The sequence below is a fragment of the Aurantibrevibacter litoralis genome (assembly GCF_034651555.1).
GTDB classification, from domain to species: Bacteria; Bacteroidota; Bacteroidia; order Flavobacteriales; family Flavobacteriaceae; genus Aurantibrevibacter; species Aurantibrevibacter litoralis.
In genome coordinates, this window is sequence record NZ_JAYEEQ010000030.1 from 1 (window position 1) to 18,875 (window position 18,875).

Here is an 18,875-nt window from a genome sequence, read left to right on the forward strand (position 1 = left end):
AAGTATTTCCACCACAGGCACGCAAAATACGCAGCTTAGAGAGCATAATACAAACTAATTTACCTAACGATTAATAAAAGGAAGTTTTAGCCGGCCTATCAACATTTAATCGGCAACCAAGGGATGCAATTTTTTCAAGCAAGCATGCATTTCAACGAAAAAATGCTCTTTTTCTGTTATAATCATCGACTAAATGATCTAAATCATCGTTAACATACGTAACAGTCCTAATTACTTTTAAATAAGCTATTGCCTTTTTGTTTATTCCTGTTTTTAAACAGTATATCTGTCATAAAGGATCTAATATCATATAGTTTTGTTAAAAAAAGTGCAGTTCATCGAATATATTGATGTTTTTGTCGACAATACATGCTTATTAAGTAATATTGAAACCCAAACAAAAAAGTTACAATTAATTTAGTAAAACCTACTTATGATGCCCCACCCCACCAAAATCAGTACTGTGATTCTGTTTTTTATTTTTTGTGTTCTACAGTTTTCCTGTCAAAAAGATACGGATCTTTTTGCGGAACTTAGACCCTCAGAGGCTCAAGATGCGGTTAGCATCCGCAACTTGGTTCTTAACGACTATTTTTTGGCCAGTCCTGGGCAGCCTGTGGTATTGCCTGTGTTAGAAAACGACACCTTTGATCCGGTCGATGAGGTTACCATAACAGAAACGACCACTCCGGAAAACGGCACGGTGACCATAAATCAAGACAATACGGTGACCTATACCCCGCAATCTGATACCGCAACAGATTCCTTTGACTATACCACGGAAGTAGTGAGTCCCGACAATACGGTTACCACAGCGCAGGGTACGGTTACTGTGGTTATCACCGATGGCGGTAAAGGCACCATACAACTTAACCGGCTAAAGGCCTTCCCCTCGGCCCAAGGGCATGGAGCCGATAAAGTCACCGGGGGTAAAGGTGGGAAGATATTCTATGTAACCAGCACAGCCAATAATGAGTCCGGGTCCTTTGACAGTAAAACCAAAACCCATAGCGGCACCTTTCGGTATGCCATGAATCATCCGGATCCGGGCTATATTATCTTTAAAGTTTCCGGAGCTTTTACGTTTGGAGGCAATACAGAGTATTATGTGAGCGGTTCAGGAAAGGGCAATAAGACCATCATGGGAGGTACTGCCCCTTATCCTGGGGTAATTCTGTATGGACATCAATTCAGGATTCAAGGGGCTAGAGATGGTAACTGGATTATAAGGGGGCTTACTTTTTTAGGAGGTACCAAACTGGAAGCAGGAGTTTTTGATGCGTTTAATTATAAAGGGCAAGGGGAATTGGTACTCTCCGATAATACCTTTGGCTGGGGGGCAGATGAAGCTTATAGTATAGCTGATTCGGATAACTTTGTGGTGCAACGCAATTTTGCCATTGAAGGGCATCCTAATCACAATGTAGGCTCTATATTTAATGTAGATACTTCGGTACCGGGCAATCGAGGTGGTAGTGTGCACGACAATGGATACGTGCATCTTAGTCATCGTTTTCCTAATGTCAGTGGACTAGAAACGGATTTTATTGATATCGTAAACCAATTCGCCTATAATTATAGTCAGCGCTTGGAATCCCATAAATTCCAGATCAATCTTAACGACATCAATAATTATTATAAAAAAGGACCGCGGAGCAGTTCCTCGCCCACCAAAAAATGGAATGCTGATGATTCTGGTAGTTCGTTATGGAAGCCTTTACCGCAGATTCATACGTCGGGGAATTTTATAACAGGACGGCTGGAAAGTGCCACAGCAGATAATAAGGTTCTATGGGAGCAACACATTAGTTCTAAGGGCTTTACCTCTGGCGCTGCCTTACCCGCCAATTTTTTTGTAAACACCATGCATCCTTTGGGTTTGGATATACAAATAAAAACGGCTCAAGCCGCTTATGAATACAATATAGTGGGCAAAAATATCGGAGCTCGGTATTATATGGACGCCAATGGGCAACGGGCAAAGTACATCCACCCCTTTATCAACGCCTATTTTGAGGATGCCATAAAAGGCACGGCCACGGCCTATCGCAACGACCAGTCTAAATTTGTATTACCGTCTCTGCCGCAGGCGGCCGCTCCTTATGAGGACGCAGACCACGATGGCATGGCTGATGCCTGGGAACGTGTACACGGGCTTATTGTTGGGGTAGATGATAAAGAAAGCAAAAAGGACCTGTGGGTCATTGATGGCTATACCTTTGTAAACAATGGCGGCTATACGAACATACAGATGTTTGATGATTATGTACATGGTGGCTTAAAGATATTGGGCGACCAACAGTAGCAAGATAAGGAATCGACCGTTTGCCCTTTGTTTTTTTTGTCATTCCGAACAAAGAAAGGAAACTTTCGTACGTAGGGTTTTTTCGGTTTTGTTTCCTGTATGGTGTCCGCCCGAAGGTTTGTCAAGATGCTTCTCCCGACTCTGAATTAGCATTACAGGGGTATTGTCTAAATCGTAATCCTTAAAAAAAAGCAATTATAAAACCCGATAATAGTCCCTATACCAGTCCACAAACTCCTGTACCCCTTTTTTAATTGGCGTATTGGGTCTGTAGTTGTAATCCCTGATCAATGCATCCACATTGGCCCAGGTACGTTCTACATCGCCGGGTTGCATGGGCAGCATTTCTTTTTGCGCCTTTGCGCCTATACTTGATTCAATAGCCTCAATAAAATCCATCAACTTCACCGATTTGCTGTTACCGATGTTGTACACTTTGTAACGGTCTTTTGGCGCTTGTCGTACCTCGGGATTTGTTTTTAAAATGCGTACTACGCCCTCCACGATATCATCGATATAGGTAAAATCGCGTTCCAGTTTACCGCCGTTGAATACTTTTATCGGTTTTCCTTTAATAATGGCATCCGTAAATAAGAACATAGCCATATCCGGACGCCCCCAGGGACCATAAACGGTAAAGAACCGCAAGCCTGTAGTAGGAAAACCATACAAATGGCTATAGGTATGCGCCATGAGTTCGTTGCTTTTCTTACTGGCCGCATACAGGCTAATAGGATGATCTACATTATCTGTGGTTTCAAATGGAATTTTAGTGTTTAAACCATACACGCTGGAGCTGCTGGCATATACCAAATGTTTAATCCTGTTGTTCCTGCAACATTCCAGAATATTTAAAAAGCCTACAATATTACTGTCGATGTAGGCTTCAGGATTTTCCAGGCTATACCGTACGCCGGCCTGTGCAGCCAGGTTACAGACCACATCAAAATTTTCCGCTTTGAAAAGCTGTGGAAGAGCCTCCCTATCCGCAAGATCCATACGGACAAAGGAAAAGCGGTTCCCGAATTTTGATCCTCTGCCGGGGGTATTAAATACTTCAACATCCTGCCGGGAAATCCCCAATTGTTTTAATCGGTCGTATTTTAGGTCTACCGTATAGTAGTCATTGATATTATCAAGCCCTACTACCTCAAAATTTTCTTTTAATAAGGCTTCACATAAAAAATACCCGATAAAGCCGGCGGCACCGGTCACTAAGATTTTCATGATTGGCCTATTTTATAGTATTTGAATCCTTTGTCCTCCATGGTTTTGGTATCCAGCAAGCGACGGCCATCAAAGACAAATGCCGGTTTTAACATATTGTCAAAAATGGTTTGCCAATTGTATGTTTTAAATTCGTCCCATTCTGTAAGTATGGCTATGGCATGGGCATTTTCTGTGGCCTTGATGGCGTTGTTCACTACTTTCAGCAAACGGCGGTTCTCTTCCGGGGAGCGGGTGCCTAGATAATCCAGATCGGCGTACACCTGGTTTTCAGGCACTTTTGGGTCATAGACCACGATTTCGGCCTTTTCGTCCAAAAGGGCATCGGCCACATAGATGGCGGCAGATTCCCGGGTATCGTTGGTATCTTTCTTAAAGGCCCATCCGTAGAAAACGATCTTCTTTCCGGAAACCGTGTTGTATAAAGTGGTAACGATGTTCTCTGCAAAGCGTCTTTTTTGGTAATCGTTCATAATGATGACCTGTTCCCAATAATCCGCCACTTCGGGCAATCCGAAGCTCCGGGCGATATAGACCAGATTCAAAATATCTTTTTGAAAGCAAGAGCCTCCAAAACCAACGGACGAACTCAAAAATTTGGATCCGATCCTGCTGTCGAAACCAATGGCTCTAGAAACCTCGGCCACATTGGCATCCGTTTTTTCGCATAGTGCCGATATGGCGTTGATGGAAGAGACCCGTTGCGCCAGGAACGCATTGGCCACCAATTTTGAAAGTTCGGAAGACCATACATTGGTCTGCAAAACCCGCTCCTTGGGCAACCACCGTTCGTAAATGGCACTCAGCGCATCCTTGGCTTCTTGACCCGATGGAGTTTCATCCCCACCGATAAGCACCCTATCTGCATGCAACAAATCATCGATAGCCGTACCTTCGGCTAAAAACTCCGGATTGGACAAGATTTCAAAATGGACCCCGTTTCCGGTATTATCCAAAATGCTTTTTATGGCCTGAGCCGTACGTACGGGTAAGGTAGATTTTTCTACTACAATCTTGTCCGTTTTGGCTACTTTGGCAATATTTCGGGCACACAATTCTATGAATTTTAGATCTGCGGCTTGTCCTTTTCCCTTACCATAGGTTTTGGTAGGCGTGTTTACGGAGATAAAAATCAATTCCGATTCGTCAATGGCGGTATCTACTTCGGTAGTGAAAAAGAGGTTTTTTCCTCTGGTTTCGGCCACAATTTCTGCCAAACCGGGTTCGTATACCGGCAATTTATCCAAATCGGTATCGTTCCACCGGGCTATGCGTTCCGCATTTATGTCTACCACAGTAACTTTAATATCCGGACATTGTTTGGCAATGACCGACATGGTGGGGCCGCCGACATAGCCGGCTCCGATACAACAAATTTTGGTTATCTTTTTCATTGGAGATTTATTTTAAAGCTGCAAAGATGACAAATTAATTTTTTAGGAATCAACAATTGTTGTTAAATGCCCATTTTTTGCGGTGAAAGGTACATAATGTCGACAGTCGAAGGTCGAAAGTTACATGTTTCAAGTTTCAGAAAAACCGTAACAAGATCACTCCCTTGGTTCATAACCCATCTGCGCTGTTTCTTGTTTTTGGTTCATCGGTTTATGGTTTCTCGTTTCTTGAACATTTGTTAATCGACCATCATCAATAAACCACGAGCAACAAAAAAGGTTTCGGATGCGATCGGTTTATAGGAACGCTCTAAAAGAGCCGAACACTGTAAACGGAAAATTGTTTCCCATCGAATTTTACGAATAAAAGGGAACCATTTCGTCCATCAATCCCTCCGTCTTTTGGCTTCGCCAAAATCCACCTCCCTTCATTACAAGGGAGGAGTTATTTTAGTGCAAGATCCTATTTGGGAATACTTAGGAAGCAGTCTAAAAGCAAGCCTCCCTCCTTGGGAGGGACTGAGGGAGGTGCGCTGGGTCGAAGGTCAAGGATAAAAAGGGTCAAGTGGCACTGTCAATCCCTCCGTCTTTTGGCTTCGCCAAAATCCACCTCCCTTCATTACAAGGGAGGAGTTATTTAAGTGCAAGATTATATTTGGGAATACTTAGGAAGCAGTCTAAAGGCAAGCTTCCCTCCTTGGGAGGGGCTAGGGGAGGTCTTTTGAAATACAAAGTTGGAATTGAGAAGTATGAGGCATGCCCCAAAACGATCAACTAAAAAAAGACAAGGAAAAAATCGTTACCATCTACAACCTCCCTTCCACAGGACATTTCAAGAACCCTTTAATATCGTACAAAATGCCATTTGGACGTAGTTTAGCCCTTAGGTCGATATTCAGAAAAACCTTGTGGGCAACGGCCAGCACAATCGCATCGAAAGATTCATCGGGTAGGGCGGTTACGATGTGCAGTCCGTACTCGTGCTGCACTTCTTCGGGCGACGCCCATGGGTCAAAGACCGTTACCGTACTGCCATAACTCCGAAGATTTTGGATGACATCTACGGCTTTCGTATTGCGCACATCGGGACAATTTTCTTTAAAGGTAATGCCGAGTACTAAGATTTTGGCTCCTTTTACTTTATGGTCTTTTTGAACCATCAGTTTTACAATCTCGCCTGCTATATAGGTGCCCATACCATCATTCATGCGACGGCCGGCTAGAATAATTTCGGGATGGTAGCCATATTCCTGTGCTTTTTGCGCCAAATAATACGGATCTACCCCTATGCAATGTCCGCCTACCAATCCCGGGGTAAAAGGCAAAAAGTTCCATTTGGTACCCGCGGCTTTTAGTACCTCATGCGTATCTATACCCATAAGGTTAAATATTTTAGCCAATTCATTAACGAAGGCAATATTGATGTCGCGTTGTGAATTTTCAATTGCTTTGGCCGCTTCTGCTACTTTAATGGAAGGTGCCAGATAGGTGCCAGCAGTAATCACCGAGGCATAAAGCGCATCCACCTTTTTTCCTATTTCGGGCGTAGAGCCGGAGGTTACTTTCAGTATGTTTTCTACGGTATGTGCTTTATCGCCTGGATTAATGCGCTCCGGAGAATAGCCTACAAAAAAATCGGTATTGAATTTTAAGCCGCTTATTTTTTCCAATACGGGCACACACTCCTCTTCGGTAACACCGGGATATACGGTGGATTCGTAAATCACCACATCTCCTTTTTTTAGTACTTTTCCGATGGTTTCGCTGGCGTTGAAAAGGGCACTTAAATCGGGTTTGTTCTGTTTATCTACGGGGGTTGGGACGGTAACAATATAGAATGTACAATCGACAATATCTTGCAATAAATAGGAACAGTAGAGGCCTTTTTTCAAGGAAGAACGATCTACTAATACGGTCTTTAGTAGGTCATGATCTACCTCAAGGGTACTGTCCATGCCCGATTGAATTTCTGCTACCCGAGTTGTATTAATATCAAACCCCACAACCGGATATTTGGTAGCAAATAAACGTGCCAGCGGCAGTCCTACATAACCCATGCCGATGATTCCTATTTTAATGTCGTTCATTTTTTTGTTGATGGTTGTCTGTTTTTCGTTGATAGTTGTCCGTTGTTGGTTGACGGTTGACGGTTGTTCGTTGTCCGTAAAATTGTTTCATTACTACATTTTCAAATTTTCAAATCGTTGTCGGTTGATGGTTGTCCGTTGTTGGTTGACGGTTGACGGTTGTTCGTTGTCCGTAAAATTGTTTCATTACTACAGTCTTACATTTTCAAATTGCTACATTTTCAAATCGTTGATGGTTGATGGTTGATGGTTGTCCGTTGATCGTTGTCCGTTTATGGTTGAACCTCCCTTATCCCCTCCCTAGGAGTTGGATCTGGCATTATTACATTATTACATTTTCAAATTGCTACATTTTCAAAACGTTGTTGGTTGACGGTTGACGGTTGTCCGTAAAATTGTTTCATTACTACATTATTACATTTTCAAATTGCTACATTTTCAAATTTTCAAATCGTTGTCGGTTGATGGTTGTCCGTTGTTGGTTGTTGGTTGACGGTTGTTCGTTGTCCGTAAAAATGTTTCATTACTACATTCTTACATTTTCAAATTGCTACATTTTCAAATTTTCAAATCGTTTTCAGTTTTCAGTTGTCCGTTGATGGTTGATGCTTCCAACTACGTATTTCTAACTTCATACTTCCAAATTCTCCCAATACCAATTTACGGCTGCTTTTAATCCTGCTTTAATGTCATATTGAGGGTTGTAATTCAAGAGTTTTTTTGCTTTTTCGATGGAGGCTAGCGAATGGGGTACATCGCCTAGCCGTGATGGGCCGTAAACCACTTCTATGTTGGCAATTTCGGGATCAAAGGTCACCAAGTATTCTTTGAGTAAGGCCACTAATTGATTAAGATCGGTACGCTCGCCATAGGCTACATTGTACACCGTGTTTACAGCGTGGCTATTTTCTGTTACCATCGCTCTAATGTTCATTTCTAATACATTGTCAATATAGGTAAAATCCCGAGAGAAGGTGCCGTCACCGTTAATTACCGGACTTTCATGATTTATAAGCTGTAGCACAAATTTTGGGATCACCGCAGCATATGCACCGTTGGGATCCTGCTTTCGACCAAAAACATTAAAATAACGTAAACCTATAGTTTCCAAACCATAGGTTTTTCCAAAAACATCGGCATATAATTCGTTCACATATTTGGTAACGGCATAGGGAGAGAGAGGTTTCCCAATAACGTCTTCTACTTTGGGCATGCTTTTGGAATCGCCATAGGTAGAGGAACTGGCAGCATACACAAAACGACGTACTTTAGCATCCCGAGCCGCCACGAGCATATTCAAAAAACCGGAAACATTAACCTCATTAGTAGTTATAGGGTCGTTTATGGATCGAGGCACCGATCCTAAGGCCGCATGATGTAGCACATAATCGACATCTGTACAGGCGGCATGGCAGCTATTGATATCGCGGATATCTGCTTTAATTAAGGTGAAATTTTTATGATTCAAAAAGGAAGCTATATTTTCTTTTTTTCCCGTTGAAAAATTGTCTAAACATGTAATTTTGTTCCCGTTTTGTAAAAGAACCTCACAAAGATTAGATCCGATGAACCCGGCACCACCGGTAACAAGAATGTGATGCGTAGGATGTATGCTTGGTAATTGAGTCTTTGTTTTCATAAAATTTGCACTTCGCTAAACAACTTTAAATATAAGGGTTAATGACTGCAAATAAAGCCAAAATATTGAGTAAATACACTTTTTTATATAACGGAATGGCTGCACGATTAGGTTTTTCCACATGCTTTTACTCTAAATTCTGTTATCTATATTGATTTCAATAGGCGGCAACTAACTTCAAATTTGTGCGGTGGTGATTCATGATTGACAGGCTCAAGGTAAAAGCGCAGTGCCGAATCCGCCCTCTTGTCATTCCCAACGCAGTGAGAGGCATTTCCGTTATCATTGTCATTCCGAGCCCAGTGAGGAATCTGTTCCCCCTGTCATTCCGAACGCAGTGAGGAATCACTCGTGGGCTTGTTCCGTTCGTCTTTGTTTCCTCCATGGTTCCAACCTCGTAGCCTGTCCAGTTGCTTCACTTCGTTCAGGAGGACAAATAGGGGGCTTTACGCAGGATAGTTAGCCATCAAACAAAATGCAGTATTAATCGCTAATTGGAGCACTTTTTCCTCTGTGGGGTCTCCTTATCCGAAATTCACATCGCTTTAACGAAATCTGTTAACTATTTTTTTGTGGTTCGGTGCGTATACCTAATTTTACTTCTAAATTTGTACGGTAATTCGTTGAAACCTGTCTCGTGCATTATGAAGATTCATTTTGGAAAGTGGCATAAAACACTCGGTGTATTAAAGAACGGTTAAAAGGACAATAAACAAAAAAACTTTGGTAACAACTACTTCAAAAATATGGCTTTCTTCCCCTCACATAGGTAGTAAAGAACAGGTGTATGTACAGGAAGCCTTCGATACCAATTGGGTGGCGCCCTTAGGTCCGAACGTAAATATGTTTGAAAAGGCCATTTCCAATTACGTAGGCAACGATACTCATGTGGCAGCACTTAGTTCAGGAACGGCAGCCATCCATTTGGCGTTGGAAATTTTGGGTGTATCGTATGGTGATGAGGTGATTTGTCAAAGCTTTACGTTTTCAGCTTCCGCCAATCCCATTCTTTATCTGGGAGCGACACCGGTTTTTGTAGATAGTGAAAAGGATACATGGAATTTGTCGCCCGCATTACTACGAGAAGCTATTGAAGACCGTATAGCACATGGTAAAAAGCCGAAAGCTATCGTTGCCGTACATTTATATGGAATGCCCTATAAGGTAGATGAAATCAATCAGATAGCTAAGGCATACAATATTCCGGTAGTGGAAGATAGTGCAGAAGCCTTAGGAAGTTCGTATTTCGATCAAAAATGCAGTACCCTAGGTGATATTGGCATCCTTTCTTTTAACGGAAATAAGATCATAACTACCTCGGGCGGAGGTGCCTTGGTGGCCAAAAATACGGAATTAAAAGACAAGGCTGTTTTTTTGGCTACTCAGGCTAGAGATGATGCCCCGCATTACCAACATTCGCACGTAGGTTATAATTACAGAATGAGTAATGTTTTGGCAGGAATTGGAAGAGGACAGATGGAAGTTTTGGACGACAGAGTTGTGGCCAGAAGATCAAATTTTAAGTTTTACCAGTCTCGACTGGGACAACGTGAAGAAATAGAATTTTTAGAAGAGCCTGAAGGGTATTTCTCGAATAGGTGGTTGACCTGTATTTTGACCCCATCCTTTGCAGCACGAGAAAAAATCCGTCTAGCGCTTCAAGAAGAGAATATAGAATCTAGACCTTTATGGAAGCCTATGCATCTACAACCGATATTTAACATGTATATGAGTTATACGAACGGAACATCGGAAGATTTGTTTGCCCGCGGCTTATGTTTGCCTAGTGGATCTAACCTTACTCAGGAAGATTTAGAACGCGTAGTTACCATAGTAAACCAACACCTTTAGCCCCATGATAAAAAACTACTTAGTTAATAATGCCCACCGATATGCATCTAAATGGCTTGTGCTTGCCATAGATGTTAGCATCATCTCTTTTTCGTTTATCCTATCGTATCTCATCCGGTTTAATTTGACCTTAGATTTTGATAGTGCCAAACTTTTTGTGCAGTTGCCATTGGTTGCTTTTATTGCCCTTATCGCATTTTTGTTTACCGGTTCGTACAAGGGTGTAGTGCGGCATACCGGGGTAAAGGATGTGTATAATATTTTTAATGCCATATGCCTTTCCAGTATTTTAACCATTTTTATGGTTATTGTAAATAGGCAGTTTAATTTCATGGATAATTTCACGATACCCTTATCCATTATCATTATACATAGCCTTATCGGATTTATTTTACTTACTGCCTCGCGTTATATTTTTAAAACCATGTATTATAATGTGGTTAAGAAATTTAAAATTTCGAAGAATGTATTGATTTATGGTGCAGGCGAATCCGGTATACTTACCTATAATGCACTAACCAGCCATACGGCGAGTAGCGCCCGAGTTGTCGGTTATATGGATGATGATGTTAAAAAAGTAGGTAAAAATATTAACGGGACGGAAGTTTTTAACCGTTCTATACTTACACCTTACTTTATTGCGCAGAAAGATATTTCGGAGATTATCGTTTCCATTCATGACATTAGTAGTCATGCGTTAAAGGAATTGGTAGAAGGTTTGGTAGAGTTGCCTGTACTTGTTAAGATAGTACCCCCTGTAGAAAGTTGGATCAATGGAGAACTTAAATTTTCGCAGATAAAACAGGTTCAAATAGAGGATTTGTTGAATCGAGAGCCCATTGAAATCAAAAAGTCTAAGGTAGCCAAAGAACTTGTAGGGCAGGTCATCATGGTTACCGGTGGAGCCGGTTCTATTGGAAGTGAAATAGTACGGCAAATCGCACATTACGATTATAAGACCTTGATCATTGTAGATCAAGCGGAATCTCCATTGTATGATTTGCAGCAAGAATTAAAGCAGAATGGGTTTCATAATTTTGTACCCATTGTGGCCGATATTCGCGATAAGAATAGAATGAATACTTTCTTTCAGGAATACAAGCCCACCATGGTTTTTCATGCCGCAGCCTACAAACATGTGCCTCTTATGGAATACAATGCCTATGAAGCCATTAAAATAAATGTGGCGGGAACCAAAATGATGGTCGATCTTTCCATGAATTATGAGGTAGAAAAGTTTGTTTTTGTTTCTACGGATAAAGCAGTGAACCCTACGAACGTAATGGGTGCCACCAAGCGTATTGCGGAAATGTACATAAGTTGTATGCATCAGGAAAACCGCACCAAATTTATAACTACGCGATTCGGAAATGTGCTTGGCTCTAACGGATCTGTTATACCTCTATTTCGAAAGCAAATAGAACATGGAGGGCCACTTACAGTAACGCATAAAGATATTACACGGTATTTTATGACCATTCCGGAAGCCTCGCAATTGGTACTGGAAGCAGCAGCTATGGGTCAAGGCGGTGAAATTTTTATTTTTGATATGGGCGAGTCGGTGAAGATATTTGATTTAGCCAAAAATATGATAAAACTTTCCGGATTGCGGTATCCCGAGGATATCGATATTAAAGTTACGGGTTTGCGTCCGGGTGAAAAATTATATGAGGAGTTATTGGCCAACGGGGAAAACACCATACCAACCTACAATAAAAAGATTATGATTGGAAAAGTGCGTGAACTCGATTACGTTAAAGTACGATCTCAAATAGACGAATTGTGTATCTCGAACATGTTTTTCAATGGAGATACGGTAAAGCTGATGAAGAAAATCGTGCCGGAATACGTATCCAATAATTCTGAATTTTGTAAGTTGGATAATAAGGTATCAGAAACAAGAGAAAAAATTATTCAAGATCAAATTGCCAAAATAAACATAATTCAATCCTGATTTTTAACTTACATTTGCCTTATTAAAAGAACTAGCCATGACCAGAAAACAGCACATGTTTTTAGTATTTCGTTCCCTTGGGCTTTTAAGCCTCCTTCTTGTAACATCTTGTGCCACGAGGCAAGATGTGGTTTATTTTCAGAATTCCGGGAATTTTGAAACCTTGGTAGATCAAAATAGTTTTACACCCAAATTCAAGGTAGACGATTTAGTAAGTATACACATCTCTACCTTAGATAATGTGGCTAGTGCTCCTTTTAATTTAATAAGAGGTGCCTCAGAGGGCGGCATTCGACCTGAACAGGTGGACTATTTAATTGATCAGGCAGGCGCAATCGATTTTCCTGTAATCGGTAAAATTAAGATTGCTGGACTCTCACCAGAAGAAGTACGTGTGTTACTGCGCGAAAGACTTTCCGACTACCTTAAAGATCCAATTATTAATATACGATTACGCAATTATTCGGTAACAGTATTAGGCGAAGTAAATAGGCCTGGAACCTTTCCTGTAGCGGGAGAACGAATAACCATATTAGAAGCACTTGGTTTTGCAGGAGACTTAACTATAAAAGGAAAGCGTGAAAATGTGATGGTGATTCGCGATTTTGATGGCACCAAGGTATATACGCGTATTGATTTAACCAAAAAGGAGGCTCTAAGTTCGCCAGTCTATTATTTAACCCAAAATGATGTGGTGTATGTAGAGCCCAATAACTCTGCCATCAAAACATCCGCATTAGATCAACGGGCGGGAATATTGGTAAGTATTGCTTCTGTATTGATCACTTCCACCGTTATTTTAATCACTAGGCGGTAATTCAAAATTAACTATTAGTTCAGATTCAGAATTTTTAAATGAGCAGCTCAATGCATAAAAGTAAAAACGATAGTTTTGAATTAAAGGAAATCATTGAAGGATATACAAAACATTGGAAATGGTTTTTAATTTCAATTTTGGTTTTTGTTGCACTAGCCTTTCTTTTTATACGATACAGCACTCCAGAATATCAAGTTGAAGCCAAAATACAAATTGTTAATGACCAATCTTCAGGATCTGGATTAGATTTATTTAAGGAACTCAATGCGTTTTCAGGAGGCAGTAATATGGAGGTGGAAGACGAAATTGAGCTTTTAAATTCTAGATCTAATTTTATCGATATTGTTAAAGAATTGGGGTTAAATACCAGAATCATTGTTAAAGGTACGATAAGGGACTCGGAACTTTATACAAATCCACCTATAAAACTGAATTTAATTTCACATGATTCTATTATAAATAAAGCCGATTTTGAATTTTATGTACGGTTAAGTTCTGCCACAACATTTGGTTACGCCGAGGAGCAAAATGTACCTGAAAAGGTGTATGCTTTTGGAAAAAATATTCCTACTCCGATCGGAGATATTGTGATTACGCCAAATATGATCAGTTTCGAGAATTATTTGGAAAAGGAAATTAAAGTTGTTATAAATCCGGTTCACCTTGTGGCCCAGTCGTATAGGAATTCAGTAATTGTGAGTGCTAGTAATCCCAATTCGAATATCTTGTATCTGGCGCTTCAAGATCCAATTAAAGAAAGAGCCCAAGATATTATCAACGCACTTATTACAGTTTATAATAGAAAAGCTATAGAAGATAAACAGATTATAGCAGATAGGACATCTACTTTTATCAATGAGCGAATTAATGATATTTCCTCAAGTTTATCCAACGTGGATCAGACGGCGGAAGATTTTAAATCTGGGCGAGGATTAACGGATATTGCTTCTGAAGCAAATATCAACTTGACTGTTGGTGCCAATAATCAACAAAATCTTGCTAATCTGCGAACACAATATAATATAGCTGCATCAATGAAAGACATCGTTGAGCAGCAGGAAAGCTTTGATGTGCTGCCCTCCAATATAGGTCTTTCCGATCCAACCATAGCGAGTGCTACCTCGAAATATAATGAACTCGTTATGGAAAGGAAACGATTGTTAGAGAGTTCTAACGAAAAAAATCCTGTAATTGTAAATTTAGATCAGCAGATATCTGGGATTAAGCGAAGTATGCAATCTAGCTTAAACAGCACCGTGAATAATTTAGCTTTGGAAGTTAACAATTTAAGTGGTCAACAGGCTATTATTAACTCTAAAATTTATTCTGCCCCGAGAAACGAAAGGGGATTGCGCGATATTACTAGAAAGCAGGAAACAACGGAATCGCTTTATCTTTATTTGTTACAGAAACGGGAAGAAGCGCAAATTGCGGTAGCATCTACCGCACCAAAATCTAAAGTTGTAGATTACGCATATAATTCATCAGAATTTCCAATTTCTCCAAGAAAAAATTTAGTGTATTTAGCGTCCATGATTTTAGGGCTTTTGGTGCCATTTTCAATTATTTATATCAAAAGTTTACTAGACAACAAAATACACAACATGCATTCCTTGGAACGAATAACGAATCATGTGCCTGTTTTGGGTGAATTGCCTCGCTTGTCCAAAAAGGATCAAAAAATGGTTGTAAAAGATGACCGTTCGGTATTGGCAGAATCCCTTAGAATCCTAAGAACAAATTTAGATTATGTTATAAAATCGAAATCGACTCTTAAAAACAGAGGCAAGAACAATATTATTTATATAACTTCAAGTGTTCCCGGGGAAGGAAAAACTTTTTTATCGTCCAATTTATCCATGGTTTTGGCAAGTACCAATAAGAAAGTACTTTTAGTAGGGGCAGATATCCGTAATCCAAAATTGTACAGTTTTTTTACAGGAGACGACATCGATAAATTATCTCGATCGAATAAAAATAAGGACAAAGGGCTTACTGAATTTTTATATGATGAAGATGTTGCACTAAAGGATATTATAAACCCCATGTTAGTGCATCATAACACAATTGATGTGATTTATTCGGGTCGGATTCCGCCCAATCCGGCAGAATTGTTAATGAGCAGTCGCCTTAAAAAACTTTTAAATGAAGTTTCTGAGGTCTATGATTACGTGATCGTAGATACGGCACCGATGATGGTGGTATCAGATACGTTATTGATCAGTGAGTATGCCGATCATTTAATTTATGTCACCCGTGCAGGTTTTACGGATATAAAGGCTGTAGAATTCCCTTTAAAACTTCAGGAAGAAGGTAAGATCAAAGGGCTGGCCTTTATGGTGAACGATGTGGATGTTGCCAATTTAGGCTATGGCGGTAAATATGGCTATGGCTATGGAAAGTCATTAAAAAAGTGGTGGAAATTCTGATACAAGTATTCCTATTTCACATTTCTGAATGTTTATTTGGTGTAGTTGTTCGTAAACGCTTTCATTCTTCAATAGTGCCTTTTATAGGTTAATCCTTGAAGATTCAGTTTTTATAAATTCACACATACTTCCCGATGTTGTTTATACATGGGAACTGAGTCTTTTGCTTTAAAAAGGAATAGTCTTCGATATTTGTAGCTATAGCTCTTGCGGAAAACTATGCCTTTTTTCGACGAACTATTGGTTATGGAAAGGTATATGAACAGGTACAAGGTCTGCCTGTAGTACAAATTATGATGGCTCTAGTTTAATTTTGCGTTGATATTAACATTTCGTACCTAGATTCGATGCCGCGGTACTTTTCCATGGTTGCGATGCTCTCCATTGTCTTGGGCACAAAATCCCGGAGCATGTCCTGGCTGTTCTTGAGGCGTTCCTTTGCCCTGAACCAGTTCAGGTAGTTTGAGTTTATCCAAAATTTTGTGTTTTTGAAAAATAATTTCAAAATTCATAGGTTAAAATAATATTGATTATAACCTGTTTGGAAAACAAATATACAATTGATTGTAAATTTGGCCCCATTTAAATCGGGTTTTCTTCCATTTTTTACTGATACTTTGAGCTGCTAAATATATGGATTTCAGGGCTGCATCGTCATGTGGAAACACTTTTTTGTTACGGGTATATTTACGTAAACTAGCATTAAAACTCTCAATGATATTGGTAGTATATATGAGTTGTCTAATCTCTTTTGGATAGTTTAAAAAGGTGGTTAAATTGTCCCAATTGTTTTCCCAAGATTGTACAGCAGAGAGATATTTATCCTGCCAGTTTTGTTTAAATACTTCAAAAGCCTCTAAAGCAAATTTCTCATTATCGGCTTGATAAATAGCTTTAATATCGACCATTATTGGCTTACGGTCTTTATAGCTGACGTATTTTAATGAGTTTCTAATTTGATGTACGATACATATTTGACGTATACTACCCGGAAAAATAGCTTCTACGGCCTTGTCCAACCCTGATAAGTTATCGCTACACAAAAAGAATATATCCTTTACGCCTCGAGAGCGCAGATCGTCTAAAATGGACATCCAGGCAGCTGCTTTTTCTGTCTCCACGATACTCATGCTCAAAATATCTTGTTGCCCTTCGGTATTTACTCCTAAAACTATCATACAGGCTTTAGATATCACCTTGCCTTCTTGACGTATTTTATAGTGAATGGCGTCTATCCAAACGATGGGATATACATCTTCTAGAGGTCTGTTCTGCCATTGTTTGATGTCTTCCAATAATTGGTTGGTGATAATGGATACCTGTGATGTGGAATACTGCACTCCATAGGTGCTTTCAATAAAATCAATAATATCGCTATTGCTCATACCTTTGGCGTAAAGTAATTGAATACAATCTTCTAATTCTTGACTAATTGATTGATGTTTGGGAACAATAACCGGCTCAAAGCTGGCTTGACGGTCTCTGGGTATTTTGATGCGCTGCTCTCCATTCTGAGTCTTGATGGTTTTCTCTGAAAAGCCGTTACGCTGGTTGCTTTCTATTACTGATGCACCTTTTTGATACCCCAAATGTGCAGTCATTTCTGCTTTTAAAAGCGATTCAATACCTCGTTTAAGCAACTGTTCCTTGACCTGGTCAAAGTCCTCCTTGTTGCTGATTTTGCCTATTAAGGCGTCTAATTGTTTTTCTAATTCTGTGTTCATAAGATAAAAATTTAAAAGTAAATTTTTTGCCTACGAATTTCAAAATCATTTTTCAACTAACTAAGAGCAAAAACACAAAATAATTTACAGTCCCGGTAGTTTTGGAGATACTTGGTCGCCACACCCCAAAACGCATTGTCCAGCCATTTTTTGACCCTGTTGTGGGTCGAGTTCACATGCTGTATATGATAGACCCCGTGCTTTATCCGCTGTTTTATTGCAACCTTTAGGGCATGGTGCTCCAAGGCGTTGTCCATGGCGAAACCCTTATAGCTCACGTGGGCATCGCTGCATAATACGACCTTCCCTTTCTTGATGCGTCCGCCGATGGCATTATCGATGTCGCACTTCTTGATCCTGCCCATTGTGACCACGGTAAGATCCAGCCCCTCTTTTCTGTCTTGCGTGACGATGACCGCAACGTGCTCATCGTTGATGCCTCTTTTTGCCGATGCACCTCCTCTCTTCCTTGCCTTGCGCCCAACAGCCCTGCTCCCCTTTTCTGATTTCAGGAAGAAGGTCTCGTCACTCTAGGTAATCCCCATGAAGTCGTCTCCATCGCCATCGGAAAGGGAACTGAGTATCTTGTGCCGCCAATCAAAAGCAGTCTTCTTATTGATCTTCAGCGCATCCTTAATCTTGTCAAGGCTCTTTTCCTCCATCATAAGAGCAAGGTAACCGTTGACCTTCTCTTTTTTATGCAGACCGGCCATCCACGTGCCAGTGTACTCGGTAAAACTTCGCTTGCATGACTTGCATTTATAACGCTGCGATCCCTTGTCCTTTCCGAAGCGCACGTACTTGTCATTACCGCAATGAGGGCAACTCTGCCCATCCTATTGTCCAAAAGATGGCGGCGTGAGGCCTGCGCTTGCTCCTCGGAGAGGCTTGCCTGGACTTCCCTGAGCAAAAGCCCACGTTCGTACAAGGGCAATGCCAAGACCTGTTGTTTGATTTCTTCAATATCCATAGGACAAATATAAGAATAATAGCTATTTTAAACTAGAGCCATTATGATTGTATTCGCAAAATCCTAGTCGGACGAATCCAACACAGGCGCAACTTGTAAAGAAGAATATCACTATTTCAAATTGAATTGAAATTGATCTCAATAAATTGTTTTTCACCGACAAACCTACCTATTTAATCGAATAAAGGATTGTTTTTTTTTTATTGCTTTTTGCAATGGTATATATTTGTAAATTGTAGCTCATTGTGAGTTAATTATCGTTTAAAAAAAATGTTGCTTTTAAGAAAAAGACATCTTTATGGATAAATTTTACCAATCACTTAGCTTAGTTTTATTACGTAGTTTGCACATTAAAAGGATCTCTATCGATTTTTTTTCAAGGCTTTCTCTTACTGGTGCGAAACTTTTATTTTTCGTATTGATTTGTGTCATGTTCACTTTTTCTGTTCGGGGTCAATTCCCTACGGAGTTTGAGAAG

Annotated in this window: 12 protein-coding genes and 1 pseudogene; 6 read left to right on the forward strand and 7 right to left on the reverse strand. The window is 40.2% G+C overall.

Annotation, left to right across the window (positions count from 1 at the left end):
* The first annotated feature begins 433 nt into the window (after positions 1 to 433).
* Complete coding sequence (locus U1E44_RS16030; protein ID WP_322932128.1) at positions 434 to 2,305, forward strand: Ig-like domain-containing protein; 1,872 nt, start codon at positions 434 to 436, stop codon at positions 2,303 to 2,305.
* A 195-nt stretch (positions 2,306 to 2,500) separates the two neighbouring features.
* Here the strand turns inward: U1E44_RS16030 and U1E44_RS16035 are convergent, their stop codons facing one another.
* The 4 genes from U1E44_RS16035 to U1E44_RS16050 all read right to left on the reverse strand — a co-directional run bounded on the left by U1E44_RS16035 (position 2,501) and on the right by U1E44_RS16050 (position 8,652).
* Positions 2,501 to 3,532, reverse strand: coding sequence for an NAD-dependent epimerase (locus U1E44_RS16035; RefSeq protein WP_322932129.1), 1,032 nt, complete (start codon positions 3,530 to 3,532; stop codon positions 2,501 to 2,503).
* Complete coding sequence (locus tag U1E44_RS16040) at positions 3,529 to 4,926, reverse strand: nucleotide sugar dehydrogenase (RefSeq protein WP_322932130.1); 1,398 nt, start codon at positions 4,924 to 4,926, stop codon at positions 3,529 to 3,531. Before U1E44_RS16040 ends, U1E44_RS16035 begins: the two co-directional genes overlap by 4 nt.
* 806 nt (positions 4,927 to 5,732) lie before the next feature.
* On the reverse strand, positions 5,733 to 7,013 hold the full coding sequence (locus U1E44_RS16045) for a nucleotide sugar dehydrogenase (RefSeq protein ID WP_322932131.1): 1,281 nt from the start codon (positions 7,011 to 7,013) through the stop codon (positions 5,733 to 5,735).
* Between the two features lie 631 nt (positions 7,014 to 7,644).
* Positions 7,645 to 8,652 (reverse strand): SDR family oxidoreductase, encoded by a 1,008-nt coding sequence (locus U1E44_RS16050; RefSeq protein ID WP_322932132.1) that lies wholly within the window; start codon positions 8,650 to 8,652, stop codon positions 7,645 to 7,647.
* A gap of 723 nt (positions 8,653 to 9,375) precedes the next feature.
* Here U1E44_RS16050 and U1E44_RS16055 point away from each other — a divergent pair.
* From U1E44_RS16055 to U1E44_RS16070, 4 genes are read left to right on the forward strand one after another with little or no spacing between them, the layout of a single operon-like run.
* Entirely contained in the window at positions 9,376 to 10,503 is a 1,128-nt protein-coding gene (locus tag U1E44_RS16055) for a DegT/DnrJ/EryC1/StrS family aminotransferase (RefSeq protein ID WP_322932133.1), read from the forward strand.
* 4 nt (positions 10,504 to 10,507) lie between these two features.
* Positions 10,508 to 12,457: a polysaccharide biosynthesis protein gene (locus U1E44_RS16060; RefSeq protein ID WP_322932134.1), complete on the forward strand. Its 1,950-nt coding sequence runs from the start codon at positions 10,508 to 10,510 to the stop codon at positions 12,455 to 12,457.
* A 37-nt stretch (positions 12,458 to 12,494) separates the two neighbouring features.
* The gene (locus tag U1E44_RS16065) at positions 12,495 to 13,274 is read left to right on the forward strand and encodes a polysaccharide biosynthesis/export family protein (RefSeq protein ID WP_322932135.1); all 780 of its coding nucleotides are present in this window, start codon (positions 12,495 to 12,497) and stop codon (positions 13,272 to 13,274) included.
* 50 nt (positions 13,275 to 13,324) lie between these two features.
* Entirely contained in the window at positions 13,325 to 15,703 is a 2,379-nt protein-coding gene (locus tag U1E44_RS16070; RefSeq protein ID WP_322932136.1) for a GumC family protein, read from the forward strand.
* A gap of 338 nt (positions 15,704 to 16,041) precedes the next feature.
* Here the strand turns inward: U1E44_RS16070 and U1E44_RS16075 are convergent, their stop codons facing one another.
* The 3 genes and pseudogenes from U1E44_RS16075 to U1E44_RS16085 all read right to left on the reverse strand — a co-directional run.
* Positions 16,042 to 16,179 (reverse strand): hypothetical protein, encoded by a 138-nt coding sequence (locus tag U1E44_RS16075; protein ID WP_322932137.1) that lies wholly within the window; start codon positions 16,177 to 16,179, stop codon positions 16,042 to 16,044.
* A 54-nt stretch (positions 16,180 to 16,233) separates the two neighbouring features.
* Positions 16,234 to 17,427, reverse strand: a complete 1,194-nt coding sequence (locus U1E44_RS16080; protein WP_322932138.1) for an IS256 family transposase — start codon at positions 17,425 to 17,427, stop codon at positions 16,234 to 16,236.
* A gap of 95 nt (positions 17,428 to 17,522) precedes the next feature.
* A pseudogene (locus U1E44_RS16085) lies at positions 17,523 to 18,397 on the reverse strand (IS1595 family transposase); the annotation flags it as partial.
* 298 nt (positions 18,398 to 18,695) lie between these two features.
* Between U1E44_RS16085 and U1E44_RS16090 the strand changes: the two are divergent.
* Positions 18,696 to 18,875: hypothetical protein (locus U1E44_RS16090; RefSeq protein WP_322932139.1), on the forward strand; the 180-nt coding region annotated here is incomplete at its 3' end.

Bases quoted from the DNA above. Each gene is read 5' to 3' on its own strand.
- U1E44_RS16080 (WP_322932138.1), bottom strand. From the start codon at position 17,427: ATGAACACAGAATTAGAAAAACAATTAGACGCCTTAATAGGCAAAATC.
- U1E44_RS16065 (WP_322932135.1), top strand. From the start codon at position 12,495: ATGACCAGAAAACAGCACATGTTTTTAGTATTTCGTTCCCTTGGGCTT.
- U1E44_RS16045 (WP_322932131.1), bottom strand. From the start codon at position 7,013: ATGAACGACATTAAAATAGGAATCATCGGCATGGGTTATGTAGGACTG.
- U1E44_RS16070 (WP_322932136.1), top strand. From the start codon at position 13,325: ATGCATAAAAGTAAAAACGATAGTTTTGAATTAAAGGAAATCATTGAA.
- U1E44_RS16060 (WP_322932134.1), top strand. From the start codon at position 10,508: ATGATAAAAAACTACTTAGTTAATAATGCCCACCGATATGCATCTAAA.
- U1E44_RS16035 (WP_322932129.1), bottom strand. From the start codon at position 3,532: ATGAAAATCTTAGTGACCGGTGCCGCCGGCTTTATCGGGTATTTTTTA.
- U1E44_RS16050 (WP_322932132.1), bottom strand. From the start codon at position 8,652: ATGAAAACAAAGACTCAATTACCAAGCATACATCCTACGCATCACATT.
- U1E44_RS16030 (WP_322932128.1), top strand. From the start codon at position 434: ATGATGCCCCACCCCACCAAAATCAGTACTGTGATTCTGTTTTTTATT.
- U1E44_RS16040 (WP_322932130.1), bottom strand. From the start codon at position 4,926: ATGAAAAAGATAACCAAAATTTGTTGTATCGGAGCCGGCTATGTCGGC.